We start from the raw sequence: 25,470 nt of genomic DNA on the forward strand, positions 1-25,470 counted from the left end.
ATACGGTCCCGCGCGTTTCACACCCCCTCGCGAGATCGATTCCAACGATGGACGCCCTGCCTGACCACATGCGCCCGGAACGTTCGTTCCAGGGCTTCATCCTGGCTCTCCAGCGGTTCTGGGCCGAGCAGGGTTGCGTCATCCTGCAGCCCTACGACATGGAAATGGGCGCCGGCACCTTCCATCCCGCGACCACGCTGCGCGCGCTCGGGCCCAAGCCCTGGAACGCGGCCTATGTGCAGCCCTCGCGGCGGCCCAAGGACGGCCGCTACGGCGAGAATCCCAACCGGCTGCAGCACTACTATCAGTTCCAGGTGATCATGAAGCCGTCGCCGCCGAACCTTCAGGAATTGTACCTGAAGTCGCTGGCCGCGATCGGCATCGATGCCGCCGTCCATGACATCCGCTTCGTCGAGGACGATTGGGAGAGCCCAACGCTGGGCGCCTGGGGCCTCGGTTGGGAATGCTGGTGCGACGGCATGGAAGTCAGCCAGTTCACCTACTTCCAGCAGGTCGCCGGCGTCGAATGCGCGCCGGTCGCGGGCGAACTCACCTACGGACTCGAGCGGCTCGCGATGTATGTGCAGGGCGTCGACCGGGTCTACGACCTCAACTTCAACGGCCGCGAGGGTGCCGAGAAGGTGACCTATGGCGACGTCTTCCTGCAGGCCGAGCAGGAATATTCGCGGCACAATTTCGAATATGCCGACACCGCGATGCTGTTCGAGCAGTTCAAGATGGCGGAAGCGGCGTGCCGCAAATATCTCGCCGCCGGCTGGCGCGACGGCAGCAACATGAAAGAACATCTGATGGCCCTGCCGGCCTACGACCAGTGCATCAAGGCGAGCCACGTGTTCAATCTGCTCGATGCCCGCGGCGTCATCTCGGTGACCGAGCGGCAGAGCTACATCGGGCGCGTGCGCGATTTGGCGAAGGCCTGCGGCGAGGCATGGATCCACACTGAAACGGGCAGGGCGGTCTGATGCCCGATCTTCTCCTCGAGCTGTTCTCCGAAGAAATCCCCGCGCGCATGCAGGCCAAGGCGGCAGACGATCTGCGCCGCATGGTGACCGACAAGCTCGTCGCCGAGGGCCTCGTCTATGAAGGCGCCAAGGCGTTCGCGACCCCGCGCCGCCTTGCGCTCACTGTGCACGGCATTCCCGCGCGCCAGCCCGACTTGAAGTCTGAACGTCGCGGCCCGAAGATCGGCGCCCCGGATGCGGCGGTGCAGGGCTTCCTGAAAGCGACCGGTCTCAAGTCGCTGGATGAAGCCAAGATCCAGAAGGATGCGAAGGGCGACTTCTACATCGCGCTGATCGAGAAGCCGGGCCGACCCGCGATCGACGTCATCGCGGAAATGATCCCGGTGATCATCCGCACCTTCCCCTGGCCGAAATCGATGCGCTGGGGCGCGCGCTCGGCCAAATCGGGCTCGCTGACCTGGGTGCGGCCGCTGCACTCGATCATTGCGACCTTCGGTCTGGAGACCGAGGAGCCCGATGTCGTCAAGTTCGCGGTCGACGGCATCGAGGCCGGGCAGACCACCTACGGCCACCGCTTCATGGCACCTGGCGCGATCAGCGTGCGCCGCTTTGAGGATTACGAGGCCAAGCTGAAGGCCGCGAAAGTGATCCTCGATCCGCAGGCGCGCAAGGACATCATCCTCGAGGACGCCAAGGAACTGGCATTCGCGCAGGGCCTCGAACTGGTCGAGGACCAGGTGCTGCTCGACGAGGTCTCGGGCCTCGTCGAGTGGCCGGTCGTGATGATGGGATCGTTCGAGAAGGAATTTCTGTCGATTCCGGACGAGGTGATCCGCGCCACCATCCGCAACAACCAGAAGTGCTTCGTGGTCAGGGATCCCAAGACGGGCAAGCTGACCAACAAGTTCGTGCTGACCGCCAACATCGAGGCGCCCGACGGCGGCAAGACCATCGTCGCCGGCAACGAGCGCGTGATCCGTCCGCGGCTGTCGGATGCGAAGTTCTTCTACGAGACCGACCTCAAGACCAGGCTCGAGGACCGGCTGCCGAAGTTCGAGCAGATCGTATTCCACGAGAAGCTCGGCACCCAGGCTGAGAGGATCAAGCGGATCGAGCGGCTTGCCGCCGAGATCGCGCCGCTGGTCGGCGCAGATGTCGAGAAGACCAAGCGCGCCGCGCGCCTTGCCAAGGCGGATTTGTTGACCGAAGTCGTCGGCGAATTCCCCGAGCTGCAAGGCCTGATGGGCAAGTACTACGCGCTGGCGCAGGGCGAGGATGCCTCGGTCGCCGCCGCGAGCGAGGAGCACTGGAAGCCGCAGGGGCCGACCGATCGCGTGCCGACCGATCCGGTGAGTGTGGCGGTGGCGCTGGCGGACAAGCTGGACACGCTGGCGGGATTCTGGGCAATCGATGAAAAGCCGACCGGCTCGAAGGACCCGTACGCGCTGCGTCGTGCGGCGCTAGGTGTGATCAGGATCATTCTAGAGAATGGTTTGCGTCTTCGACTCGCAGATATCTGCGGCCCTTCGTTCTGGCAGGCAGCGACAGAAAAGCGTGCGCGCGAGGTGCAAAACGAGACAAAACAGCCGGATGGTACTGAAAGCCCTCGCTTCACAAAATTCGTTGTGCGCGTGGACACGGAGACGTTTGGCAGGCGCTCCGTCCCGGCGGGGGTAGTTGATCTGATCACCTTCTTCGCCGATCGCCTGAAGGTCCAGCTCCGCGAGCAGGGCGCGCGGCATGATCTTGTCGATGCTGTTTTCTCAACGTCTCCGTCACCTTGGTGGAGAGCCGATGCGGCGCGTAGCGCGGGCAAGCTTGACCTCATCGAGACAGCAGGGAGCGAAGCAGCCCTTGATAGTAACCCTCCGCCGGAAGAGGAAATGCAAGACGATCTCCTCATGGTCGTCCGCCGCGTCGAGGCGCTCGGAAAATTCCTCGACAGCGATGACGGCAAGAACCTGCTCGCGGGCACCAAACGCGCCAGCAACATCCTCGCGATCGAGGAGAAGAAGGACAAGCGCAGCTTCGACGGTGCGCCTGATGCTGCGCTCTACAAGCTCGACGAAGAGAAGGCGCTGGCGGCGGCGATCGACCAGGTGAAGGCCGAGGCCTCCGCCGCCGTCGCCAAGGAGGACTTCGCCGCCGCGATGAGTGCAATGGCGAAGCTGCGCCCGGCGGTCGATGCGTTCTTCGACAAGGTCAAGGTCAATGACGACGATCCCAAGGTGCGCGAGAACCGCCTGAAGCTGCTCAACGAGATCCGCGCCGCAACGCGCGCGGTGGCGGACTTCTCCAGGATCGAGGGCTGACCGATGGACCGCGCAACGCTCGCCGCATACGACAAGGATGCGGCGGCGTTTGCGCAGGACTGGCACGACCAGCCGGCACCTCGCGATCTGCAGGAGATCGTCGGGCAATTCTTCCTCAAGGGCGGCGCAACCGCCGACATCGGCTGCGGCAGCGGCCGCGAGGTGGCGTGGCTGAATGCCAACGGTTTTCCGGCCGAAGGGTTTGACGCCTCCGAGGGCCTGCTCGCGGAAGCCCGCACCCGCTACCCGGCGCTGCGCTTCACCCGCGCCGAATTGCCCGACCTCCCCGGTATCGCCTCCGGTAGTTTCGACAATGTGCTGTGCGAGACCGTCATCATGCATCTCGATCCCGCGTTGATCGTGCCGTCGGTGCGCCGGATGTTCGAGCTCGTGAAGCCCGGCGGCGTGTTCTATCTGAGCTGGCGCGTGACCAGAGGCGACGACGCGCGCGATGCGCACGGCCGGCTCTACGCGGCGTTCGATACCGCGCTGGTTCGGGCTGAACTGGCGGCGGCCGTATTGCTGCTCGATGAGGAGGTCGTCAGCGTCTCCTCCGGCAAGGTCATTCACCGTATCGTTGCGCGGAAGCGCGGCTGATCCGACTATCGGAAATATTTAGACACAATTTGCAATTTGTTAACCATGCCCTGCGAAGGTCCTGACGGATCAACGATTTCTTAAGAAATCGCCCCTCGCGCCAATGCAGGGACCGCCCCGATGACCTCGATCGGCACCTCACCCAATCCCTACGCCCAATATGGTTCGGCCTATGCGCGCGCGGCGGCGACGCCCTCGCTGGCGGCGACCCTGTCGGGCGACGGCACCGCCGGCGATCTGTCTTCGTCCGCGACGCCGAACGCCGCGACCAACCTGACGCTGTCGGATGCTGCCCGCGCGCAGCTCGCCAAGGCGCCGCCGCCGGATTTCGCGACCGTCACCAACGACGCGCGCACCACGCTCGACCGGCTCTACACGGTCGCGGGCGTGAAGGCGCCGATCGTCGACGGCAAGACCACGATCGATCTCTCGACCCTGGACCGCCGTTCGCTGTTTGCGATCTCGACCAACAATGGCGGCAAGTTCACGCCCGACGAGCAGGCGGTCGCCACGACCGAACTGAAGCAACGCTTCGACAAGGCACTCGCGCCGTCGCTTGCGACCACGCGCCTGACCGGCGACTACAGCGTCAGCTACAAAGCTGCGCTCGATTATCTCGACGGTGCCAGCGACGAGGAGAAGGCCACCGCGACCTGGGCCAGCCAGCGCGCCGCGGTGCTGAAGGGTGTCCAGGCGACGCAGCAGGATCCGACCACGGCGCCGACGGGAATTGCAGGCGATCCGATCGCGGCCGCGCTGGCGGGGACGACGCCTCCCACGACAACCAAGCCACGCGATTTCAGCAGCGTGGCGAGCGACGTGCGCGCCTTCCTCGATCGGCAGAAGAGCGAGGCGGCGAAGGGCGGCAAGGAGCTGGTGTACGATTCCCGCCGCAAGACCGGACAGCTCGCCGACCTGTCCTCGCTCGACAACCGTTCGCTGTCGGCGATCTCGCTGAACCAGGACAAGAAGTTCTCAGGCGAGGAGATCTTCGCGGCCAAGCAGGAACTCAACACGCGGACGCGTTTGGCCGTGCTCGATGCGCTGAAGCAGAGCCAGTCCGCCGGCGACCCGCGCCAGTTCTCACTCGGCATCCTCAAGCAATATTCCTCGATGAGTGCGGAGGAGCGCCAAGCGGCCAACTGGACGCAGGATTTCCAGGACGCCGCGATCAAGAGCTACAAGTCGACCTCGACGCTGCTCTCGATCCTTAAGTCGTAAGCTGCGCGACATCTGACGACACAACAGAAGAGCCCCGCCTGGAGGGGAGGCCAGGCGGGGCTTTCTGGTCCGGTCGATCTTCGCGCACATCCGCTTGCGCGGCGCCCGGACTGTTCGTTCAGGCGATCGTGCTCAGTTTACGCTACTCGACCACCTGAACGATCCGTCGCGAACGCGGCTCGACCAGCACGGTCTCGCCATTCACGACGGTGTAGCGATACGGCGTCGCGCCGAACCGCTGCGGCACGTCGTACGTGGTCACGCCGGCATCCGGCAGCACGGTGCCGACGATGACGCGATCCGGAACGGTGTAGTTCGGCACGCGCTCGCGCACGATATATTCGCGGAATGCGGGGCGCTGCTCGACGGCAATGCCCTCGTCATCCTCGACTGCAACCGGCGGGCCGCCGCGGACGACGCCAACGGTCTGGGCCTGTGCGGCAACAGCCGGCACCGTGATCGCAGCAGCAACCGCTGCAACGGCAAGTATTCTGTTTCGCATGGCTCGCTCCATTCTTTTCACGCGCGCGCCGGCCTTCGCCGATGCGCACGGCGAGCCAATGCATCGGCCGCGGTGATGTTCCGGAAAACCGCGGCCACATACGCGGCAATTTGGAGCAATTTTCGTGAGTTGCGGGAACTCTCAGGCCGTGCGGACGTCTTGATGTGGGAACCCGCGCAGCGGATAAACTGCCGCTCGATTCGCTCTTCCAAAAACCGCCGGAGAACACTTCAATGGTCATCACCGCTGCGCATCTGCCTGCCATCGTCGCTCTGATCGCAGGCATCCTGATCCTGATCATGCCGCGGCTGCTCAACTACATCGTCGCGATCTACCTGATCTTCGTCGGGCTCGTGGGGATGGGTCTGTTGCGCTGGCTGCACCTGTAGCGGGAAAGCGGGGTTTCGCGGCTTGCGCGGAACCCCTCAAAATGGTGTAAGGCGCGCATCTTCGACCCCTCCTTCCGGATTGTTGTCTGACATGGCCAAAGCCGTCGCGAAGTCCAAGAAAAACGCTGTGAGAACTGCCGAGAAAACAGCAGCGAAATCAAAGCCCTCCGCCGCAGCCCGCAAGGCCGCGCCGGCGCGCAAGGCGCTGAAGAAGAGCGCCCCGAAGGCGGCGCCGAAAGCTGCCCCCAAATCGTCGGCAAAGCCGGCCGCAAAACCCGCCAGCAAGGCCCCCGTGAAGGCGGTTGCGAAGAAGGCGGCTCCGCCTGCGATCAAGGCCGGCAAGTGGGTCTATACGTTCGGTGACGGCAAGGCCGAGGGCCAGGCGACCTTGCGCAACCTGCTCGGCGGCAAGGGCGCCAACCTCGCGGAAATGGCCAATCTCGGCCTGCCGGTGCCTCCAGGCTTCACCATTCCGACCTCGGTCTGCACCTATTTCTACGAACACGACAAGACGTATCCGAAGGAATTGAAAGCACAGGTTGAGAAGGCGCTCGACTATGTCGGCAAGCTCGCCGGCAAGACCTTCGGCGACGCCAGGAACCCGCTGCTGGTCTCGGTGCGCTCCGGCGCGCGCGCCTCGATGCCGGGCATGATGGACACCGTGCTCAATCTCGGCCTCAACGACCGCACCGTCGAAGCGCTCGCCGAGCTCTCCGGCGACCGCCGCTTCGCCTATGACAGCTATCGCCGCTTCATCACGATGTATTCGGACGTGGTGCTCGGCTTCGAGCATCATCATTTCGAGGACATCCTCGACACCTTCAAGGACGGCCAGGGCTACTCGCTCGACACCGACCTCACCGGCGACGACTGGGTCGAGCTGGTCGGCAAGTACAAGGAAGCGGTCGCCAAGGAGACCGGCCACGACTTCCCGCAGGATCCGCACGATCAGCTGTGGGGCGCGATCGGCGCGGTGTTCTCATCCTGGATGAACGCGCGCGCGGTGACCTACCGCAAGCTGCACGACATTCCGGAATCCTGGGGCACCGCCGTCAACGTGCAGGCGATGGTGTTCGGCAACATGGGCGAGACCTCGGCGACCGGCGTTGCGTTCACCCGCAATCCCTCGACCGGCGAGAGCAAGCTGTACGGCGAGTTCCTGATCAACGCGCAGGGCGAGGACGTCGTCGCCGGCATCCGCACGCCGCAGGACATCACCGAAGAGGCGCGCAAGGAATCCGGTTCCGACAAGCTGTCGATGGAAGCCGCGATGCCGGCCGCGTTCAAGGAGCTGACGCGGATCTACACGCTGCTCGAGAAGCACTACCGCGACATGCAGGACATGGAGTTCACGGTCGAGCAGGGCAAGCTGTGGATGCTGCAGACCCGCGGCGGCAAGCGCACCGCGAAGGCGGCGCTGCGCATCGCGGTCGAGCTCGCCAATGAGGGCCTGATCTCGCGCAAGGATGCGGTGACGCGGATCGATCCGGCCTCGCTGGACCAGCTGCTGCACCCGACGATCGATCCCGCCGCCAAGCGCGACGTGATCGCGACCGGCCTGCCGGCGTCGCCCGGTGCTGCCTCGGGCGAGATCGTGTTCTCGTCGGATGAAGCGGCCAAGCTGCAGGCCGACGGGCGCAAGGTGATCCTGGTCCGCATCGAGACCAGCCCGGAAGACATCCACGGCATGCACGCGGCCCAGGGCATCCTGACCACCCGCGGCGGCATGACCTCGCACGCGGCGGTGGTCGCGCGCGGCATGGGCAAGCCCTGCGTCTCCGGCTGCGGCACCATCCGCGTCGATTACGGCCGCGGCACCATGAGCGTGGGTACGCGCACCTTCAAGACCGGCGACGTCATCACCATCGACGGCTCGGTCGGACAGGTGCTGGCCGGCCGCATGCCGATGATCGAGCCGGAACTGTCCGGCGAGTTCGGCACGCTGATGGGCTGGGCCGACGAGGTCCGCAAGCTCGGCGTCCGCGTCAACGGCGACACGCCCGATGATGCGCGCACCGCGGTGAAGTTCGGCGCCGAAGGCATCGGCCTGTGCCGCACCGAGCACATGTTCTTCGAGGAGACCCGCATCCGCACCGTGCGCGAGATGATCCTCTCCGAGGACGAGCAGTCGCGCCGCGCCGCGCTGTCGAAGCTGCTGCCGATGCAGCGCGCCGACTTCGTCGAGCTGTTCGAGATCATGAAGGGCCTGCCGGTCACGATCCGTCTGCTCGATCCGCCGCTGCACGAGTTCCTGCCGCACACCCAGGCCGAGATCGAGGAAGTGGCGCGCGCCATGAACACCGATCCGCGCAAGCTCGCCGACCGCGCCCGCGAACTGTCCGAGTTCAACCCGATGCTCGGCTTCCGCGGCTGCCGTCTCGCGATCGCCTATCCGGAGATCGCCGAGATGCAGGCGCGCGCGATCTTCGAGGCCGCCGTCGAGGCCGGCAAGCGCACCGGCAAGCCGGTCGGTCTAGAGGTGATGGTGCCGCTGATCGCGACCAAGGCCGAGTTCGATCTGGTCAAGGCGCGGATCGATGCGACCGCCAATGCGGTGATGAAGGAAACCGGTGCCAAGCTGACCTACCAGGTCGGCACCATGATCGAGCTGCCGCGCGCCTGCCTGATGGCCGGCGAGGTGGCGGAGACCGCCGAGTTCTTCTCGTTCGGCACCAACGACCTGACGCAGACCACTTACGGCATCAGCCGCGACGACGCCGCGAGCTTCCTCGGCACCTATGTCGCCAAGGGCATCCTCGAGATCGATCCGTTCATCTCGGTGGATCGCGACGGCGTCGGCGAGCTGGTCAAGATCGGCGTCACGCGCGGCCGCAAGACGCGGCCGAACCTCAAGGTCGGGATCTGCGGCGAGCATGGCGGCGATCCCGCATCGGTCGCGTTCTGCCACGAGGTCGGGCTCGACTATGTCTCCTGCTCGCCCTATCGCGTGCCGATCGCGCGTCTCGCCGCAGCGCAGGCCGCGCTCGGCAAGGAGATCGCCAGCCAGGCGTAAGCGATCGATCGGTTCAGAGAATGCAAATGGCCGGGACGATGTCCCGGCCATTTTGTTTGTTGAGCGGTGCCGGAAGACATCGTCATTGCGAGCGAAGCGAAGCAATCCATCTCACCAGGAAGAGCTGTTCACTCACCACTCTCCGCCGTCATCGCCCGGCCTGTGCGCAATTGCGCACATGGACCGGGCGATCCAGTACGCCGCGGCCTCTCAGCTCAAGCATTGCAGCCTCTGGATTACTGGATCACCCGCTTTCGCGGGTGATGACAGCGAACGGCATATGCAGACCGATCGACTGCTTCGCCGCGAGCGCTCCTCGCATCGACGGTGCAATTGGCGGTCACCGCCTGCAACACTTCGTTCACCATCCGCGTTGACCTCTTGTTTACGACTTTCATGCGCCGCGCATTTACCAAGGCGCGTGATGCAGTGCGCGAAAGCTCCGCGATCGCTTGAGTGTAGCGCGCGGGCAACGCCGATTAACTCCGCGGCAACCTAAACAAGTTAGCAACGGCAAAGGTCGAATTGCGCGGATGTACCGCGTTCGATTGCACTCAGTAAGCGTTGCGTGAGCGTACGATGTTTGTGTCGCGTAACCAGCCGAAGGGCGCACGTCTTGCGCTCTTCGGTCTCGGTCTCAGCATCTTCGCCTTGATGCCGACCGAGCTCGGATATCAGGATATTGCCTCGCTCCTGGCCCGGCAGCCCGGCGTCGCCGAGCGCTGGCAGAAGCGCGTGTTCTCCTCCGCGGTCGGCTCGATCCAGGTCGCGACCTACAGCTTCGGCCGTCCGATCGGAACCTCCGTGCCGCAGGATCCGCAGATCCTGCTCGCGAGGCTCGACAGTTCGAGCGTCGATGTCACCGGCACGGTGACGCGCAATCCGATCACAGCAGTGCCGCCGCGCTACCAGGCCTCGGACTTTCCCAAGGTCGATCGCACCATGAAGGGCGATCGTCTCGCGGTCAGGCGGCCCGACCAGGCCGATCCCGCAGAGCCCGCAAGCCCGGCTCCCGCGAGCGAGGATCCGGCGACGTCGAATTCGTCGGTCAGGGGGATGAAGACCGCCACCGCGCCGGCCGACAGCGCGCCGCTCGATCCGGAATTGCAGGAGGCGCTGCGCGCCCCGCCACTGCCGCAATATGCCAAGCCGTCGCCGCAGCAATACGACGTGTCGATGTCGCTCGAGGCCAACCCGCTCGACGACCTGAAGCCGGCGCCCGCAAAGCCCGCCGCGGCGCCCGCCGACACGGCGCGCGAGCGCGATCCATTTGCATTCAAGACCGCCAGCCTGTTCTTCGGCTCGTCGCTCGGCACGCCGGAGAATCTCGAGCGCTGGCAGCCCGGTGAGGCGCCGGTGGTCGTGACGCCGGCAGCGCAGCCCGATCCCGACATGAAGGTGATGGCCTCGCTGCCGGTCGATGCCGACGGTCCGGTCAAGGCCGGCGAGATGGGCGAGAGCATCGCGCCGAAGGGCGAGGTCAATGCCGACGACCAGCACACCAAGACGCCGGCGGAGCGGCTCGGCCTGTTCGACGAGAAATCGCGCGCCAAGTCGGAGAAGTGCCTGGCGGAAGCGGTCTATTTCGAGGCGCGCGGCGAAGCGGTGCGCGGCCAGATCGCGGTCGCCCAGGTGGTGCTGAACCGCGCCTTCTCCGGCAAGTATCCGGAGACGGTGTGCGGCGTGGTCTACCAGAACAAGAACCGCCACTACGCCTGTCAGTTCACCTTCGCCTGCGACAACACGCCAGACGTCGTCCGCGAGCCCGACATGTGGGACCGCGCCAAGAAGATCGCGAAGGCCATCCTCGACGGCAAATTGTGGCTGCCGGAGGTCGATCGCTCGACCCACTACCACGCCTATTGGGTGCGGCCGTCCTGGGTCAGCGAAATGAAGAAGATGTACAAGTTCGGCGTCCACACCTTCTATCGCCCGCGCGCCTGGGGCGACGGCAGCGACGCACCGAGTTGGGGCAATCCGGCGGAGACCGCCAAGATCTCGGCGCAGCTCGCCGAAGCCGCCCAGAGTTCGGCCGAGCGGGCCAGCGCCAGGCGGTAACCACCTCCCCTTGAAAAGGGGAGGTCGCTTTGCTCGTCAGAGCAAAGCGGGTGGGGATCATCTCTGTCCGCTTGCAGCGTAGTTTGCGGCTGACCCCCATCCCGACCTTCCCCCCTTCAGGGGGAAGGGGAAGACGGCACGCCCCCGGAATGACGCTCATCATGCTCTCGGATTCTGCAAGGCAGCTCTGCGGGCGAATATTTTTCTCCGCTCCCTCTTGGGATCTTCATGCAGCTGCATTAACTCCCGGTAATGTTTGGCGGGGTCGCTCCCCGCGCAGCCATTGCGGGGGGAAGACAACATGGCCGTGACCACCGGGGATCTGCGACCGACATCCGCCACCTGGCGCACGCCGCTCGTGATCATCGTCTGCGGCTGCGCGATTGCGCTGCTGAGCTTCGGCCCGCGCTCCAGCCTCGGTTTCTTCGTGCAGCCGATGAGCCATGAATTCGCCTGGGGCCGCAACGTGTTCGGCCTCGCGCTGGCGCTGCAGAACCTGCTGTGGGGTCTCGGCCAGCCGATCGCGGGCGCGATCGCCGACCGCTTCGGCCTGCTGCGCGTGATGGTCGTCGGCGCGCTGCTCTACGCTGCCGGCCTGCTGTTGATGCGCTATTCGACCACGCCGCTGTCGCTCGATATCGGCGCCGGCGTCCTGATCGGCTTCGGCCTGTCGGGCTCCTCGTTCAACCTGGTGCTGTCAGCGTTCAGCAAGTTGTTGCCATCAGCGCAGCGCGGCATCGCGCTCGGTGCCGGCACCGCGGCCGGCTCGTTCGGCCAGTTCCTGTTCGCACCGTTCGGCGTCGCGATGATCGACAATTTCGGCTGGCAGACCGCGCTATTGGTGTTCGGCGCATTGATGCTGCTGATCGTGCCGCTGTCGCTCGCGCTGTCGACGCCGCCGGCGGAGACGGCGGATGCCGCGCCCGCGGATCAGCAATCGTTCAAGACCGCGCTCGCCGAGGCCTTCGGCCATCGCTCCTATGTGCTGCTGGTGCTCGGCTTCTTCACCTGCGGCTTCCAGCTTGCCTTCATCACCGTGCATCTGCCGGCCTATCTCGCCGACCGCGGCATTCCGGCTTCGACCGGCGGATGGGTGATCGCCGCGATCGGCCTGTTCAACATCATCGGCTCGCTCAGCGTCGGCTGGCTGCAGAACATCTTCCCGAAGCGCTACATCCTGTCGGTGATCTATTTCACCCGCGCGCTGTCGATCATCGCCTTCATCTCGTTTCCGATCACGACCTTCTCGGCGATTGCATTCGGCGCGATCTCCGGCCTGACCTGGCTCTCCACGGTGCCGCCGACCTCGGCGCTGGTGGCGCTGATGTTCGGCACGCGCTGGTTTGCGACGCTGTACGGCTTCGCCTTCGTCAGCCATCAGGTCGGCGGCTTCCTCGGGGTCTGGCTCGGCGGCCTCGTGTTCGAGGCGTACGGTTCCTACACCCCGATCTGGTGGCTGTCGGTGGTGTTCGGCGTGCTGTCGGCGCTGATCAACCTGCCGATCGTCGAAAAGCCCGTCGTGCGCCCGGTTGCGCAGCCCGCCTGATGCTCTTTGTAGTGAGCATGATCTCCGCGCAAACGCGTTCCGCGTTTGTCGCGAGGGAAAACCGGTTTCCACTTTTCCGGATCATGCTCTAAACACTCCCCGAAACCAAGATTACGGGGAGTGCTCATCGTGGCAACGTTCAAGGCAATCAGGATCGACAAGGCGGACAAAGGTACCACCGCCGCACTCACCCAGTTCGACGAGGCCGAGCTGATGGACGGCGACGTCACCGTCCGGGTCGAATGGTCGACGCTGAACTACAAGGACGGCCTCGCGCTGACCGGCAAGGCGCCGGTGGTGCGCCGGTTCCCGATGATCGCCGGCATCGATTTCGCCGGTACCGTCGAGCAATCCAGCCATCCCGACTGGAAGGCGGGCGACAAGGTCGTCTGCAACGGCTGGGGCATGGGTGAGACCCATCTCGGCGCCTATGCGGAGAAGGCCCGCGTCAAGGGCGACTGGCTGGTGCGGCTGCCGGACGGCATTTCGGCCCGCGACGCGATGGCGGTCGGCACCGCCGGCTATACCGCGATGCTGTCGGTGCTGGCGCTGGAGAGGCACGGCCTCACCCCGAAGAGCGGCCCGATCGTGGTGACCGGGGCTGCCGGCGGCGTCGGCTCGGTGGCGATCGCGGTGCTCTCGAAGCTCGGCTACCATGTCATCGCCTCGACCGGGCGGATGTCGGAGGCCGAATATCTCAAGGGACTCGGCGCCAGCGAGGTGATCGACCGCGCCGAGCTGTCGGGTGCGCCGAAGGCGCTCGCCAAGGAGCGCTGGGCCGGCGGCGTCGACAGCGTTGGCTCCACCACGCTCGCCAACCTGCTGTCGATGACCAGGTATGGCGGGGCGATTGCGGCCTGCGGCCTGGCGGCCGGTATGGACCTGCCGTCGTCGGTCGCGCCCTTCATTTTGCGCGGTGTGTGCCTTCTCGGTATCGATTCAGTGATGTGCCCGATCGAGCTCAGGCGAACCGCCTGGCGTCGCTTGGCCAGCGATCTGGACAAGGCGAAACTGGCTGATATCACTCACGAAATCGCCTTGGACGAAGTCATGCCCTATGGCGCCAAGATCCTCGGCGGCGAGGTCCGCGGCCGCATCGTGGTAAAAATAGTCTGAGGACGTTCAGACTTTACCAACCAAGCTGCTCCAATGTTGCCACGGTTGGTATGGTAAGCAGCGGGTAAAGAGAGTTGCAGCGTGATCCCGGGGGGCCGGGTTACCCCGCGCAGACGCTAAGGCGCGTCGGTTGCGGGGATCATGCTCAAGGAGCGGGTGCCCGCGCTCGTAAGTGGAGTAGCTCATGCTTGCGCGTTTGGTGTTGGGGGCCGTCACGGCCGGAGCGATGGTCGTGCCGGCATTCGCGGGCATGATGAACGCCGATGAGGCCCGCAGGTTCGTCGCAGGCAAGGTGTTCGCCTTCACCTGTTTCGATGGCACCCGCGGCGCCGGCCGAATCCTCGACGACCTGGGCGCGGCAGGCTCGATCCAGTTCTCCGGCTCCGGTCCGATCCGCCATGTGCGCCTGCCCGGCAATACGCTGCAGATCCGCGGTCAGAGCGTTTGTGCGTCGCTGAAGGGCATTCCGTTCGAACCGTGCTTCAATCTCGACAAGCAGGATGACCGTACGTTCCGCGGTTCGGTCTCCGGCATGGGCTTCGCCTATTGCGATTTCCATCACCAGGGCGGCCAGCAGATGCTGATGGCGCGCGCCGCGGCCCGCCCGCGCTCGCTGCATCCGCGCACCCGATCAGCGGATGCCTCGCAGACCGAAGTGTCGCGCGTTGAGACGCCGCAGGTCAGCAGCTCGAAGCTCGAGCCGGTCAAGGCCGAGCCTGCGAAGGCCGAGAGCGCCCCGGAACTGCGCCGCTCCACCGACTAGAGCCTATCCGTTCCGATTGAAGCGGAACGGGGCTCCAGATTCTTGTTTTGACGCGTTTTCTTCACGCGAACCGGTATCCACTTCGCTCGAAAACGCTCTGACGTCTCATCTGCGCGCTAGCGGGAATAGCTGCCGAGCCGTAGTCATACGGATGGCGGTCTCCACGCGTTGATCGCTACTCAATAGCCTAGCGTTCGCCGCGAGGCGGGATGGTGGGGACACCGATTTGAGTAGTCATATGGCGCAATATTTTTTTCGTATCAGTGATGGCAATTACGCCGGTGCGTCCGACCACGCGACGGAGTTCGAGAGCCGTGACGTGGCCTGGGCCGAGATGACCAAGGTGTGCGGTAATTTCCTTGGCAGCATTTCGCGCAACATGAAGCAAGACAGCGAGTGGCACATGGAGCTGCTCGACGAGAGCCGCAAGCCCGTGTTCAGGATTCGTCTGGTCGCCGAATCCGTCGACTGAGGCGCTCGCTTCAACAAACTCTAAGCCTCCGCCTGCGGCACGGGCGAAGCGGCCCGCCTGCGGAACAGGATGCGCTGATACAGCCAGCCGATCGCGACCAGCACGATGCCAAGGCACATGAACGACAGCGCCCGGTACACTCCGGTGAGCGTCGACATGTCGACCAGGAACGCCTTCAGGATCGTCAGCCCGATCACCGCAGCCGACGCAAGCCGCGCCCGCTGCGAGTTGACGACGATGCCGATGCCGAGCAGCGCGACGCCGAACATCAGCCAGGCGATCGAGTAGGTGTATTGCTCCGCGCCAGTGGTGCCGCCGCGTGCCAGCACCGGCCCATGATAGAGCCTGCGAATCTCGAGCGTCACATAGGCGAGCGCAAGCACCAGCGCAGCGGCCGCGATGGTGTTGGCGTAGCTTGCCGGACGATGGCCGGCCACCGCATAGGACAGCAATAGCGCCAGCACGGCCGGCAGCGCATAGCCGAGCAGCAGCAGGTTGAAGAAGCCGCCGCCGACGTCCTGCGCCCACAGCATCGGGTTCTCCAGAAACAGCAGCCCGAACAGGCTGGCAAGCCCGGCGAACGCGGTCAGCAGCACCGCAGCGACATTGTGCACGATGCTGCCGCTGCGCAGCCGCAGCCGTTCCAGTCCGATCGCCATCGCAAGCGTCACACCGACCTGCAGCGCGACCTCAGTCAGCCCGGCGCTGTCGTAATAGACGTCGCCGGCATTGACCGCATGCCGGATCTCCATGAAGGCGAGCAGCACCGTGAACAGGATCGCGGCTGACTCGACCATGCGAAGCGGGACGTCGTCGCCGTTGCGGCGCAGAAAATGACTGCCGGCCCAGAACGACAGCGCCGGGACGCCATAGCCCCACAATAGCCAGTTGAAGATCGGTGTGGTGCCGACCGCATCGCCCGCGATCCGAGGGTCGTAGCCGATGCGCAGCACGACGATGCCGGCCAGGATCGCGGCGAGCCAGCGCAGGAACGGGATCGGCCGCTGCACCGACAGCCACGCTGTACCCATCGACACCAGCGCCAGCGCGATGGTGAGCCAGCCCTTGTCGAGCGCGAAGGTGAGTGCCAGCGCCAGCGCGGCGAGGGCGCCGGTCGCCGACAGCGCGATCGAGGGCGACTGCTCCGGCCGCTCGCCACGCCGGGTCAGCGCTTCGGTCGCGGCGGCATAGACCGCTGCGAGCAGCACGGCGAGGACCGCGAACGGAATCGAGCGGTCGAGATGCGCGATACGCGCATACAGCGCAACCAGCAATGCGATCGGCGTGAAGACGGCCGCAGCGGCCCAGGTCACCGTGATCTTGGTCGTGGTGAAACGGAATTGCGCGAGGAAACCGGCGATGCCGAAGGCGGCTGCGAAGATCGCCGCGGTGACCAGATGCAACGAGACCGAGCCATCGGTCGCGGACGGGCCGATGCCCGGGATCGCGCCGCCCGGCAGCACCAGCATGTCGACGTTGCGGCGCACCGCCCACTCGCCGAACACCACGAAGACAAAGGCCGACGCGGCGCCGATCGCGCCGGCGGAAGCGGGCGCGCGCCAGGCGACGAACAGGCTGCCCGCCGTCAGCAGTGCGAAGCCGATCATCGCGATGTCGGCGTGCGCGCTGTTGAGCACGATCAGCATCGCACCGAACAGATAGGCCGCGAGCGAGCCGGAGGAGATCGGTTCGATTTCCTCACCATCGCCGTCGGGACCGAACATGAAGCCGCAGACCACCAGCAGCGCAGCCAGCACGAAGCCGGCGATGGCATGGAAGACGTGCGGCGCGATCATCTCCGGGCCGCATTGCAGGCATGGGAAGGTCCACAACAGCGCGAAGGCGATCGTCGTGACCGCAAGCCAGCGCCACAGCCGAATGCGCGCGAGCCCGAACGCCGCCGCGGTGACGATCGCAAGATAGATATAGAGCGACCAGAAGTCGGGCTTGTCCGAGGAGACCAGGATCGGCGTGACGAACGCGCCGACGATGCCGAGCCCGGCCAGCGCAGGCCCGTGCAGCAGCGCCGCGGCGAGCGTGCCGAGCGCGACCATGCCGAGCAGGATGAAGGCGGTTGCCGGCGCGAGGAAATCATATAGCGCGTAGGCGGCGTAGACGGTGGCGAAAGCGACCGCGGTGCCGGCCGCGGTGAGGATCGCCGGAATGTTGGCGATCGGCAGCGCCGCGATGTTGGAGATGCTTTCCTGGCGCCGCGTCCATTCACCGGCGCCGAGCAGCGCCAGCGCGAACAATCCGCCGAGCAGCGTGCGCACGCCGGGGCCGAGCAGTCCGGCCTCGATCGAGTAGCGCACCATGAAGAAGCCGCCGAGCGCGAGCGTCAGGCCGCCGATCCACACCACCCAGCGGGTGCCGAGCGTCTCCTCGAAGCCCGGTGCAGGCTGCGGCGGTGCGGGCGGCCCTGGCAGGGGCGGCGGCGTGGCAGCGTCAGCGGCCGGCTCGTCCGGTGCGCCGGGCGCGGTCTCCGGGAGCGGCGGCGGCGCGATGGGAGGTGCCGCGGGCAAGGTCTGCTCGAACGCCTCGAACGGCGCCAGCGGCGGCGGCATGGCCGTCCGCGCGGTGGCCATGCCCGCGGCCTCGACCACATCCAGCCGGCGCTGCAGCACCGCGATCTGGCCCAGCGCCTTGCGCGCGAAAATAATCGCGACAATGGCGATGACGAGCGTCAGGAAATCGAACGGCGAATCGAACATCGGGCCTCCGGCAAAGCGCGCCGGACCATCGGCCAGCCGGCCGCCCGTCGCAACCTAGTAGTGCCGTTGGGAGGACCGGAAGTTCAAGCCACCGGGCTTGGCACGTGGGTGCTAGTCCAGATCGATGCGGAAGGGCCGGCCTTCGACGCTCATGCTGCCGGGACCCATCGCGTCGAGCGCGCGCAGCATCCGGCCCTCGCGCCCCAGCGCCTTGTCGGCGAGGCTGACGATCAGCCGGTTGGGCGCTGCGATCGGCGAGGCCGCGCGGATCAGCCGGGCGATGGACATTTCGTCGCGGTGCGGATTGAGCGCGCAGACGGTGGCGAATGCGCTCGCGGTCGAACGGCTGATGCCGGCGTAGCAATGCACCACCATCGGCGCGCGGCGATCCCAGCCGCGCACGAAGGCCAGCACGCGCTCGATATGCGTCTCGTTCGGCGCCACGAACCCGTCCATCTGTTCGACGATGTCGTCCATCGACACCTTCAGATGGTTGGCCGGAAGCACGGAGGGCGGCCGCTGCACCTGGTCGACATTAGCCATCACGGTCAGCACATGGCTGGCGCCGGTGGCACGAACCGTGTCGGAGAGCGCGGCAAGCGAGCAGACGTGAAGCATGATGGTCCTTGGCTATCGGTATGCCCGATTATAACGGCTGCTCCCGGGTGGGCAAAGCCGCGCGGCGCCATGCCTGCTGTTCGTTTTGCGGCGCAACCGGCGGCGCGTCTCGGTGCCGCCTATGACCCGTGCAAGGTCTTGAAGCGCTCGAGGAACTGCTTTTCGGCCCGCGCTGCGGTCCAAGGCGTCAGATAATCGCGCTCAGTCGCCTCCGGCAATTCCGGGTCGCGACCGAACAGCCGCTTGGCTTCGGCCTGCGAAAATCCCGCCAGATGCGTCGCCTCGAGATAGGCGGCGCCGCGATCGGCGGCCTTGATCTGCTGGGTGATCTCGTCCGCCAGCACCGCAGGCAGGCCGAAGCGGATATGGATCGCCGACAGCAGCCGCTTCTCCACCGCCTTGTATTCGCCGGCCAGCACCGCCTTGAACGGCGAGATCATGTCGCCGATGACGTATTCCGGTGCGTCATGCAGCAGTGCGGCGAGCCGATGGCTGATGTCGACGCGCGGCGTCTGCTGGCGCATCACGGCTTCGACCAGCAGCGTGTGCTGCGCCACCGAGAAGATGTGCGCGCCGGAGGTCTGGCCATTCCAGCGCGCGACCCGCGCCAGGCCGTGGGCGATGTCGGCGATCTCGATGTCGAGCGGCGAGGGGTCGAGCAGGTCCAGCCGGCGTCCCGACAACATCCGCTGCCAGGCGCGGACCGTCACCGTCGAGTTGCGCGCGGTCATTTCTTCTTGAGTCGCGGCGTACGGAGCTTGCCGCTGCAGGTCTGGTGGCAGAAGCAGGTGACGAGGTGATCGTTGACCATGCCGGTGGCCTGCATGAAGGCGTAGACGATAGTGGGACCGACGAATTTGAAGCCGCGCGCGCCGAGCTCCTTGGAGACCTTGATCGAGACCGGCGTCGAGGCCGGCACGCTCGCGGTGGTCTTGAACAGATTGACCTTCGGCTTGCCGTCGACGAAGTCCCACAGGAATTTCGAGAAGCCGGGGCCCTTCTCCATGATCTCGAGATACGACTTTGCGCTCGCCACCGTGCCTTCGATCTTGGCGCGGTTGCGGACGATGCCGGCGTCGTTCATCAGCGCATGCACCTTCTTGTCGGTGTAGCGCGCGATCTTCTCGGGCTGGAAATCGTCGAACGCTTTGCGAAAATTCTCGCGCTTGCGCAGGATCGTGATCCAGGACAGGCCGGCCTGGAAGCCATCGAGGATCAGCTTTTCATAGAGCGCGCGGTCGTCATATTCCGGCACGCCCCATTCATTGTCGTGATAGGCGACATAGAACGCGTCCTCGCCCGGCCACGGGCAGCGCGTCTTGCCGTCGGGATGCAGTTGCGCGGTACGGCTCATGCGACGGTCTGCTTGGGTGTGATGCGAACAGCGTTCGGGTCGGCGAGATGCAGCGCCAGGCCGCCCGCTGTCAGCGGCAGGCCGGCGTCGAGCGCATCGGCGACGCGGTCGATGCGGACCAGCGCCAGGCCGCTCTCGCCGGCGGTCGAGCCCATGGTGCCGACCTGCTTGTCGCCGGCGAGGATCGTCGCGCCGGTCTCAGGCGCGGGGCCGTCGAGCACGACCTTCACGGTACGCGTGCGCGCCGTGCCGCGATGCTGCATGCGTGAGACGACCTCCTGGCCGACATAGCAGCCCTTGTCGAAATCGACGCCGTGCAGGTGGTCCATGTTGGTCTCGTGCGGGAAGGCGTCGCCATACATGAAGTCGAGCCCGCCGCGCGGCACGCCGGTCGCGATCCGATGCGCCTCATAGGCGCTGCTATCGACGAGATCGGCGCCGATCAGGTCAGCGAGCTTCTGCTTCAGGTCTTCCGGGATCAGGATACGCCAGCCGAGCGCGCTGTTGCGCGGATCGGCGAAAGCGAGATCGGGTGTCGCGGCCGGCTCGCCATCCCAGGCCGCCAGCACGCCGAGGCTGTCGGAGAGGTTCTCGACCACGACCTTGGCGCGCAGCTTGTAGAAGCCGAGCTTGTCGGCGAGCCCCTTGGCGAGCGCGCGCGGCGCATCGATTAGGAAGCCGCCGCCATGGCCAGCCGGCACCTCGGTGATCAGAAAATCGACGATGATCTTGCCCTGCGGCGTCAGCAGCGCGCCGAACCGGGCCTGTCCCGGCTGCAACTGTTCGACGTCGGTCGTAACGAGGCCGTTGAGGAAGTTACGGGCGTCTTCGCCAGAGACCTTGATCACGCCCCGATCTGGAAGAAACGCTGCTTTCATTCGCAAAATTGGCTCTTTTTCCAAGTTCCTTGGGAAACGCGGTTCTCGCGGATATCCCCAGCCAAGCTAAGGCGCTACAGTGCGCCGAACAAGGCCCGCGCGACACCCGAAAGCGGGCGCCGAGGACCGATGAATCAGCATTTTGACACCATTCTAAAATCCGGCACCGTGGTCAATCAGGACGGCGAGGGCGTGCGCGATATCGGCGTCACCAATGGCCGCATCGCCGCGATCGGATCGCTCGGCCAGGCCTCGGCCGGCGAGGTGATCGACTGCAAGGGCCTGCACATCCTGCCCGGCGTGATGGACACGCAGGTGCATTTCCGCGAGCCCGGCCTGACGCAGAAGGAAGATCTCGAGACCGGCTCGCGCAGCGCCGTGATGGGCGGGGTGACCGCTGTGTTCGAGATGCCGAACACCAATCCGCTGACGGTCACCGAAGAGGCGTTCACCGACAAGATCAAGCGCGGCCACCATCGCATGCATTGTGATTTCGCGTTCTTCATCGGCGGCACCCGCGAGAACGTGCAGGACCTGCCGGAGCTGGAGCGCGCACCGGGCTGCGCCGGCGTCAAGGTGTTCATCGGCTCCTCCACCGGCGCGCTGCTGGTCGAGGACGACGAGAGCCTGCGGCGGATCTTTCAGGTGATCCGGCGTCGCGCCGCGTTCCACGCCGAGGACGAATACCGCCTCAACGAGCGCAAGCCGCTGCGCATCGAGGGCGATCCGCGCTCGCATCCGGTGTGGCGCGACGAGACCGCAGCCCTGATGGCGACCGAGCGGCTGGTCAATCTCGCGCGCGAGACCGGCAAGCGCATCCACGTGCTGCACATCTCGACCAAGGAAGAGATCGTCTATCTGCGCGACCACAAGGATGTCGCCTCCTGCGAGGCGACGCCGCATCACCTCACGATGGCCGCGCCCGAATGCTATGAGCGGCTCGGCACGCTGGCGCAGATGAACCCGCCGGTGCGTTCGGCCGATCACCGCGCCGGCATCTGGTACGGCATCGAGCAGGGCATCATCGACGTGCTCGGCTCGGACCACGCGCCGCATACGCTGGAGGAGAAGCAGAAGACCTATCCGGCCTCGCCGTCGGGCATGACCGGCGTGCAGACGCTGGTGCCGCTGATGCTCGATCACGTCAACGCCGGGCGGCTGTCGTTACAGCGCTTCGTCGATCTCACCAGCGCGGGTCCGGCGCGGCTGTTCAACATCGCCTGCAAGGGCCGCATCGCGGCGGGCTACGATGCCGACTTCACCATCGTCGATCTGAAGCGCAGCGAGACCATCACCAACAAATGGGTCGCCTCGCGCGCGGGCTGGACGCCCTATGACGGCGTACGGGTGCAGGGCTGGCCGGTCGGTACCTTCGTGCGCGGCAAGCGGGTGATGTGGCAAGGCGAACTGACGACGCCGTCGACAGGCGAACCGGTCCGGTTCCTGGAGACGCTGAAACCGTAGAGGGGGTTACTGCCGGGCGAGCGCCAGCGAGAACTCGCCGTTGCGCACCCGCGCGGCGAGGCCCTCGGCGAACTTCGCCACCGCGTCCTCGCCATAGGTGCCGACCAGTTCGGCTAGCGCTGCGAACAGGCTCGCCTGCGCCAGGCAGTCGCCATCGACGCCGTCGTGACGCGCTTCCGCCCAGGCCTCGTTCAAATAGCCCAGCGCGGCCTGCTTCTGCTCGTGATCGGGACGCGGATCGTCGTGATGATGGGGGAAGGACGCTGGATGGCGCATGAAACTCTGCAAAAATGTATGCGCGCGGTCCGAGGAGCGAACCACTGCGACGTGCGAGATGTACCACGCATGCGGGTACCGCCTAGCCCACATCTTTCGAAAAGGTTAACGGCCGCTTCGGCATTTAAAGGGGAATTCCTGGTATCCCCGCCGCGATCAGCCAAATGAGCTGTGGATATGGTCCAGCACCGCGCGCGGCGAGGCGCACAGATGGCTGGCGCCGGCCTCGGTCAGCTCCTCCGGCGTACCGTAGCCATAGGTGACGCCGATCGCGCGGACGCCGTTTCGCGTCGCCCCGATCACGTCATGACTGCGGTCGCCGATCATCAGGGCGCGCGCCGGATCGGCTCCGGTCCGCTGCAGCGCATAGGCCAGCAGGTCGACCTTGTTGACCCGGGTTCCGTCGAGCTCCGAGCCGAACACATGGTCGAAATAACCGCTGAGGCCGAAATGGGCGATGATCCGGGTCGCGAACACATGCGGCTTCGAGGTCGCCACGAACATCCGGCCCGGCCGCCCGCGCAGCTCCGCCAGCACCTCGGCGATATCGGGATAGACGGCGTTCTCGAACAGCCCGACATCGCCGAACCGCTCGCGGTAGAGCTCGACCGCGCGGTCGGCAAGCTCCTCGCCGCCGAGCAGCATCGCAAAGCTCGCCCTTAAGGGAGGCCCGATGCACCAGGTCAGTTCATCCTGCGACGGAACCGGGCGGCCGAGCTTTTCCAGCGCATACTGGATCGAGCCGGTGATGCCGGGCTTCGGGTCGGTCAGGGTGCCGTCGAGGTCGAAGAAGATCGCGCGGTCAGTTGGCATAGCGGGCCGTCAGGTCGCGGGAGATCTTCGAGCCTTCCTCGATGTAGCGGCGGATCGCCACCGTGGCTGCGGGGGTGCAGGTCCGGTAGGTCTGCTGGAAGCCGTTATAGCCGCGGTTGAAGCCCGCAACCATGCGGGCGCGGCGGTCGCCGGACGGGGTCTCGGCATCGATCAGCGCCTGCATCTCGTTGCGCCATTTGGCGCCCTCGTTGGAGCCGCAGATGCCACGGAGATAGTGCAGGGCACCGAGGATCTCGGCCAGCCGCTGCAGGTCGCCGTCGAACGGCGCAGCCGCGTCCTGCGCCCGGGCGGGCGTCGCAAGGCATGCCGACATCAGGATCACAACGGCGAGAAAGGCTTTGGTCATCAGGGGTTCCGGAACGGCCGTGGTATGCCCCCTCAATGCGCCCGAGGCAAGGCGGCAGAGGCCGCCCAAGCGCCCCAAAAGGGGCCTCAGACCAGCCGCCGGGCGGCCGCAATCACCTCATGGAGGCCGCCGGTGACCTTGAGGTCGCCGATCTCTTCCGGCGCCAGCCATTTGAAATCGTCATGCTCGTCGTTGAGGACCGGCTCGCGCGAGGCCCAGCGCGCCGCGAAGCTCATGATCAGATAATGACCGGTGCCCGGACCGGTCGGCAGCACCTCGCGCCAGCCGGCCAGGCCTAAGATCTCGACCCGCAGCCCAGTCTCCTCGTCGATCTCCCGGTGCAGGGCGGTGTGCAGCGTCTCGCCGAACTCGACCCGGCCGCCGGGCAGCGAATAGAAGCCCTTGCCCGGCGAGCGGGCGCGGCGGACCAGCAGCACCTTGCCGTCGCGGAAAATCACGCCGGAGACGGCGAGCTGCGGGCGGGTCGGGGGTTCGGGAGAGGTCAAGGCAATCGGCAACCGGTTTCAGGAGCATGATCCGGAAAAGTGGGGACCGGTTTTCCGAAAAGATCATGCTCAAGCAAGGAAATTCCATCTTGCCCGATATCTCAGGCGCTCGCCATGATGCTGTCGACATCGGCCTCTGCGGCGCCGTTGATGATGCCGGCGGTCTGCATCACCAGCGGCTTGACCCAGACGATGGCCTGCTCGGCGAGCGCAACCCGGCTCTTGTCCTGATGCAACTGCCGCATCGCGGCGCCGACCTCGGTCAGGATCCTGGTCATGCTGGCGGTGAGCTGGTCGAATTCTACCCGGATCCGGGCATCGGCGGTCTCATAGGATTCGATCGCCAGGTCACGCGCCTTGAAATTGGATGCGGTGAAATGCTCGGCATAGGACAGCGGCTGCCATTCCAGGAAATCGTCGGCGCATTCCGGCAGGTCCGGCACCATCTCCAGCAGCATGATGGCTTCGTTGAAGTGATTGAGGTAGTCGGTGGCAAGCCCGGTGCGGGGATTGATGTTGGCGGCGCGCAACAGCGCCGCCCGGGCCTCGTCGGGGTACGTCGGTCGCGGGGAGGAGCCCGCTATGGCGGCCGTTGAGGTCATTGATCGCAGTCTTTAACGGTCCAAGTTAAGGCAGAATAAACGGATACCACTCTGGACGGAATATGTGCGGACGCTTCGTCATAACCTCGCCGCCGGCGGCCTTGCGCGAGATGTTCGGCTATATCGAGCAGCCGAATTTTCCGCCACGGTATAATGTTGCGCCGACCCAGCCGATCCCGGTGGTGCTGCTGCAGAATGGCGGCCGGCATTTTCAACTGATGCGCTGGGGCCTGATCCCGTCCTGGGTCAAGGACCCCCGCACGTTCTCGCTGCTGATCAACGCGCGCTCCGAGACGGTGCGCGAGAAGCCGGCGTTCAAGAACGCGATCAAGCGCCGCCGCGCGCTGATCCCGGCCGACGGCTATTACGAATGGCAGGATGCCGGCGGCCGCAAGCGGCCGTTCTTCATCCATCGCCGCGACGGCCATCCGCTCGCCTTCGCCGCGCTCGCCGAGACCTGGATGGGCCCGAACGGCGAGGAGCAGGACACGGTCGCGATCGTCACCGCGCCGGCGAGCCCCGATCTCGCGCAGCTGCATCACCGCGTGCCCGTCACGGTCCGGCCCGAGCAATTCGCGCGCTGGCTCGATTGCCTGCCCAACGACGTCGACGACGTGATGCCGCTGCTGAAGGGACCCGATGTCGGCGAGTTCGCCTGGCACCAGGTGACGATGCGGGTCAACGCGGTTGCCAACGACGACGCGCAATTGCTGCTGCCGATGACCGCGGAGGAAATCGCAGCGGAGGATGCACCGGCGCCGAAGAAGGCAGCAGTGCGCAAGACGCCGGTGCGGGAGGATGACGGGCAGGGGTCGTTGTTTTGAGGGCTGGCTGAGGAAGAGCGATGCGCGGTGAAGACAGCGCGCTGCTCTCTCCACATCGTCGTCCCGGCGAAGGCCGGGACCCATA

Annotated in this window: 24 protein-coding genes; 13 read left to right on the forward strand and 11 right to left on the reverse strand. The window is 65.7% G+C overall.

Going from position 1 to position 25,470, the window contains the following annotated elements:
* Positions 1–47: 47 nt before the first annotated feature.
* The 4 genes from BRSPCE3_RS28575 to BRSPCE3_RS28590 all read left to right on the forward strand — a co-directional run bounded on the left by BRSPCE3_RS28575 (position 48) and on the right by BRSPCE3_RS28590 (position 5,113).
* Complete coding sequence (locus BRSPCE3_RS28575) at positions 48–983, forward strand: glycine--tRNA ligase subunit alpha (RefSeq protein ID WP_244069680.1); 936 nt, start codon at positions 48–50, stop codon at positions 981–983.
* Positions 983–3,295, forward strand: coding sequence for a glycine--tRNA ligase subunit beta (glyS, locus tag BRSPCE3_RS28580; protein ID WP_244069681.1), 2,313 nt, complete (start codon positions 983–985; stop codon positions 3,293–3,295). The genes BRSPCE3_RS28575 and glyS overlap by 1 nt, the downstream gene beginning before the upstream one ends.
* Before the next feature lie 3 nt (positions 3,296–3,298).
* Positions 3,299–3,892: a bifunctional 2-polyprenyl-6-hydroxyphenol methylase/3-demethylubiquinol 3-O-methyltransferase UbiG gene (locus tag BRSPCE3_RS28585; RefSeq protein ID WP_244069682.1), complete on the forward strand. Its 594-nt coding sequence runs from the start codon at positions 3,299–3,301 to the stop codon at positions 3,890–3,892.
* Between the two features lie 120 nt (positions 3,893–4,012).
* Complete coding sequence (locus BRSPCE3_RS28590; RefSeq protein WP_244069683.1) at positions 4,013–5,113, forward strand: hypothetical protein; 1,101 nt, start codon at positions 4,013–4,015, stop codon at positions 5,111–5,113.
* Between the two features lie 142 nt (positions 5,114–5,255).
* Here BRSPCE3_RS28590 and BRSPCE3_RS28595 read toward each other — a convergent pair whose 3' ends face one another.
* On the reverse strand, positions 5,256–5,615 hold the full coding sequence (locus BRSPCE3_RS28595; RefSeq protein WP_244069684.1) for a DUF1236 domain-containing protein: 360 nt from the start codon (positions 5,613–5,615) through the stop codon (positions 5,256–5,258).
* Positions 5,616–5,848: 233 nt separating this feature from the next.
* On the opposite strand from BRSPCE3_RS28595, the gene BRSPCE3_RS28600 reads away from it, so the two are divergent.
* The 7 genes from BRSPCE3_RS28600 (at position 5,849) to BRSPCE3_RS28630 (ending at position 14,972) form a co-directional block, all read left to right on the forward strand.
* Positions 5,849–6,004, forward strand: coding sequence for a DUF3096 domain-containing protein (locus tag BRSPCE3_RS28600; protein WP_083992077.1), 156 nt, complete (start codon positions 5,849–5,851; stop codon positions 6,002–6,004).
* A gap of 91 nt (positions 6,005–6,095) precedes the next feature.
* On the forward strand, positions 6,096–9,017 hold the full coding sequence (gene ppdK / locus BRSPCE3_RS28605) for a pyruvate, phosphate dikinase (RefSeq protein ID WP_244069685.1): 2,922 nt from the start codon (positions 6,096–6,098) through the stop codon (positions 9,015–9,017).
* A 579-nt stretch (positions 9,018–9,596) separates the two neighbouring features.
* Complete coding sequence (locus tag BRSPCE3_RS28610) at positions 9,597–11,075, forward strand: cell wall hydrolase (RefSeq protein ID WP_244069686.1); 1,479 nt, start codon at positions 9,597–9,599, stop codon at positions 11,073–11,075.
* A gap of 301 nt (positions 11,076–11,376) precedes the next feature.
* The gene (locus tag BRSPCE3_RS28615) at positions 11,377–12,621 is read left to right on the forward strand and encodes an MFS transporter (protein ID WP_244069687.1); all 1,245 of its coding nucleotides are present in this window, start codon (positions 11,377–11,379) and stop codon (positions 12,619–12,621) included.
* Positions 12,622–12,750: 129 nt separating this feature from the next.
* A complete protein-coding gene (locus tag BRSPCE3_RS28620) occupies positions 12,751–13,737 on the forward strand; it encodes an MDR family oxidoreductase (protein ID WP_244069688.1) in 987 nt (328 codons plus the stop codon).
* Positions 13,738–13,921: 184 nt separating this feature from the next.
* The gene (locus BRSPCE3_RS28625) at positions 13,922–14,500 is read left to right on the forward strand and encodes a hypothetical protein (RefSeq protein ID WP_244069689.1); all 579 of its coding nucleotides are present in this window, start codon (positions 13,922–13,924) and stop codon (positions 14,498–14,500) included.
* 238 nt (positions 14,501–14,738) lie between these two features.
* The gene (locus tag BRSPCE3_RS28630) at positions 14,739–14,972 is read left to right on the forward strand and encodes a DUF6894 family protein (RefSeq protein WP_097675207.1); all 234 of its coding nucleotides are present in this window, start codon (positions 14,739–14,741) and stop codon (positions 14,970–14,972) included.
* Between the two features lie 20 nt (positions 14,973–14,992).
* On the opposite strand, the gene BRSPCE3_RS28635 is transcribed toward BRSPCE3_RS28630, so the two are convergent.
* From BRSPCE3_RS28635 to BRSPCE3_RS28655, 5 genes are all read right to left on the reverse strand, one after another.
* Entirely contained in the window at positions 14,993–17,683 is a 2,691-nt protein-coding gene (locus tag BRSPCE3_RS28635; protein ID WP_244069690.1) for a DUF2339 domain-containing protein, read from the reverse strand.
* 111 nt (positions 17,684–17,794) lie between these two features.
* Positions 17,795–18,301: a tyrosine phosphatase family protein gene (locus tag BRSPCE3_RS28640; protein ID WP_244069691.1), complete on the reverse strand. Its 507-nt coding sequence runs from the start codon at positions 18,299–18,301 to the stop codon at positions 17,795–17,797.
* Between the two features lie 119 nt (positions 18,302–18,420).
* On the reverse strand, positions 18,421–19,032 hold the full coding sequence (locus BRSPCE3_RS28645; protein ID WP_244069692.1) for a YfbR-like 5'-deoxynucleotidase: 612 nt from the start codon (positions 19,030–19,032) through the stop codon (positions 18,421–18,423).
* Positions 19,029–19,655: a DNA-3-methyladenine glycosylase I gene (locus BRSPCE3_RS28650; protein WP_244069693.1), complete on the reverse strand. Its 627-nt coding sequence runs from the start codon at positions 19,653–19,655 to the stop codon at positions 19,029–19,031. The genes BRSPCE3_RS28645 and BRSPCE3_RS28650 overlap by 4 nt, the downstream gene beginning before the upstream one ends.
* Entirely contained in the window at positions 19,652–20,533 is an 882-nt protein-coding gene (locus BRSPCE3_RS28655) for a folate-binding protein YgfZ (protein WP_244069694.1), read from the reverse strand. Before BRSPCE3_RS28655 ends, BRSPCE3_RS28650 begins: the two co-directional genes overlap by 4 nt.
* A gap of 129 nt (positions 20,534–20,662) precedes the next feature.
* On the opposite strand from BRSPCE3_RS28655, the gene BRSPCE3_RS28660 reads away from it, so the two are divergent.
* Entirely contained in the window at positions 20,663–21,997 is a 1,335-nt protein-coding gene (locus tag BRSPCE3_RS28660) for a dihydroorotase (RefSeq protein ID WP_244069695.1), read from the forward strand.
* A gap of 6 nt (positions 21,998–22,003) precedes the next feature.
* Here the strand turns inward: BRSPCE3_RS28660 and BRSPCE3_RS28665 are convergent, their stop codons facing one another.
* From BRSPCE3_RS28665 to BRSPCE3_RS28685, 5 genes are all read right to left on the reverse strand, one after another.
* A complete protein-coding gene (locus tag BRSPCE3_RS28665) occupies positions 22,004–22,273 on the reverse strand; it encodes a hypothetical protein (RefSeq protein WP_244069696.1) in 270 nt (89 codons plus the stop codon).
* Between the two features lie 156 nt (positions 22,274–22,429).
* Positions 22,430–23,086 carry an HAD family hydrolase gene (locus BRSPCE3_RS28670; protein WP_244069697.1) on the reverse strand — a complete coding sequence of 219 codons (657 nt, stop codon included), beginning with the start codon at positions 23,084–23,086 and terminating at the stop codon, positions 22,430–22,432.
* The gene (locus BRSPCE3_RS28675; protein WP_244069698.1) at positions 23,076–23,453 is read right to left on the reverse strand and encodes a TIGR02301 family protein; all 378 of its coding nucleotides are present in this window, start codon (positions 23,451–23,453) and stop codon (positions 23,076–23,078) included. The genes BRSPCE3_RS28670 and BRSPCE3_RS28675 overlap by 11 nt, the downstream gene beginning before the upstream one ends.
* 86 nt (positions 23,454–23,539) lie before the next feature.
* Entirely contained in the window at positions 23,540–23,959 is a 420-nt protein-coding gene (locus BRSPCE3_RS28680; RefSeq protein WP_244069699.1) for an NUDIX hydrolase, read from the reverse strand.
* 101 nt (positions 23,960–24,060) lie between these two features.
* Positions 24,061–24,561 carry a hypothetical protein gene (locus BRSPCE3_RS28685; RefSeq protein WP_244069700.1) on the reverse strand — a complete coding sequence of 167 codons (501 nt, stop codon included), beginning with the start codon at positions 24,559–24,561 and terminating at the stop codon, positions 24,061–24,063.
* 62 nt (positions 24,562–24,623) lie between these two features.
* Here BRSPCE3_RS28685 and BRSPCE3_RS28690 point away from each other — a divergent pair, with 62 nt between their 5' ends.
* A complete protein-coding gene (locus tag BRSPCE3_RS28690; protein ID WP_244069701.1) occupies positions 24,624–25,385 on the forward strand; it encodes an SOS response-associated peptidase in 762 nt (253 codons plus the stop codon).
* Positions 25,386–25,470 lie beyond the last annotated feature (85 nt).

The sequence above is a fragment of the Bradyrhizobium sp. Ce-3 genome, assembly GCF_022835695.1.
Classification (GTDB): Bacteria; Pseudomonadota; Alphaproteobacteria; order Rhizobiales; family Xanthobacteraceae; genus Bradyrhizobium.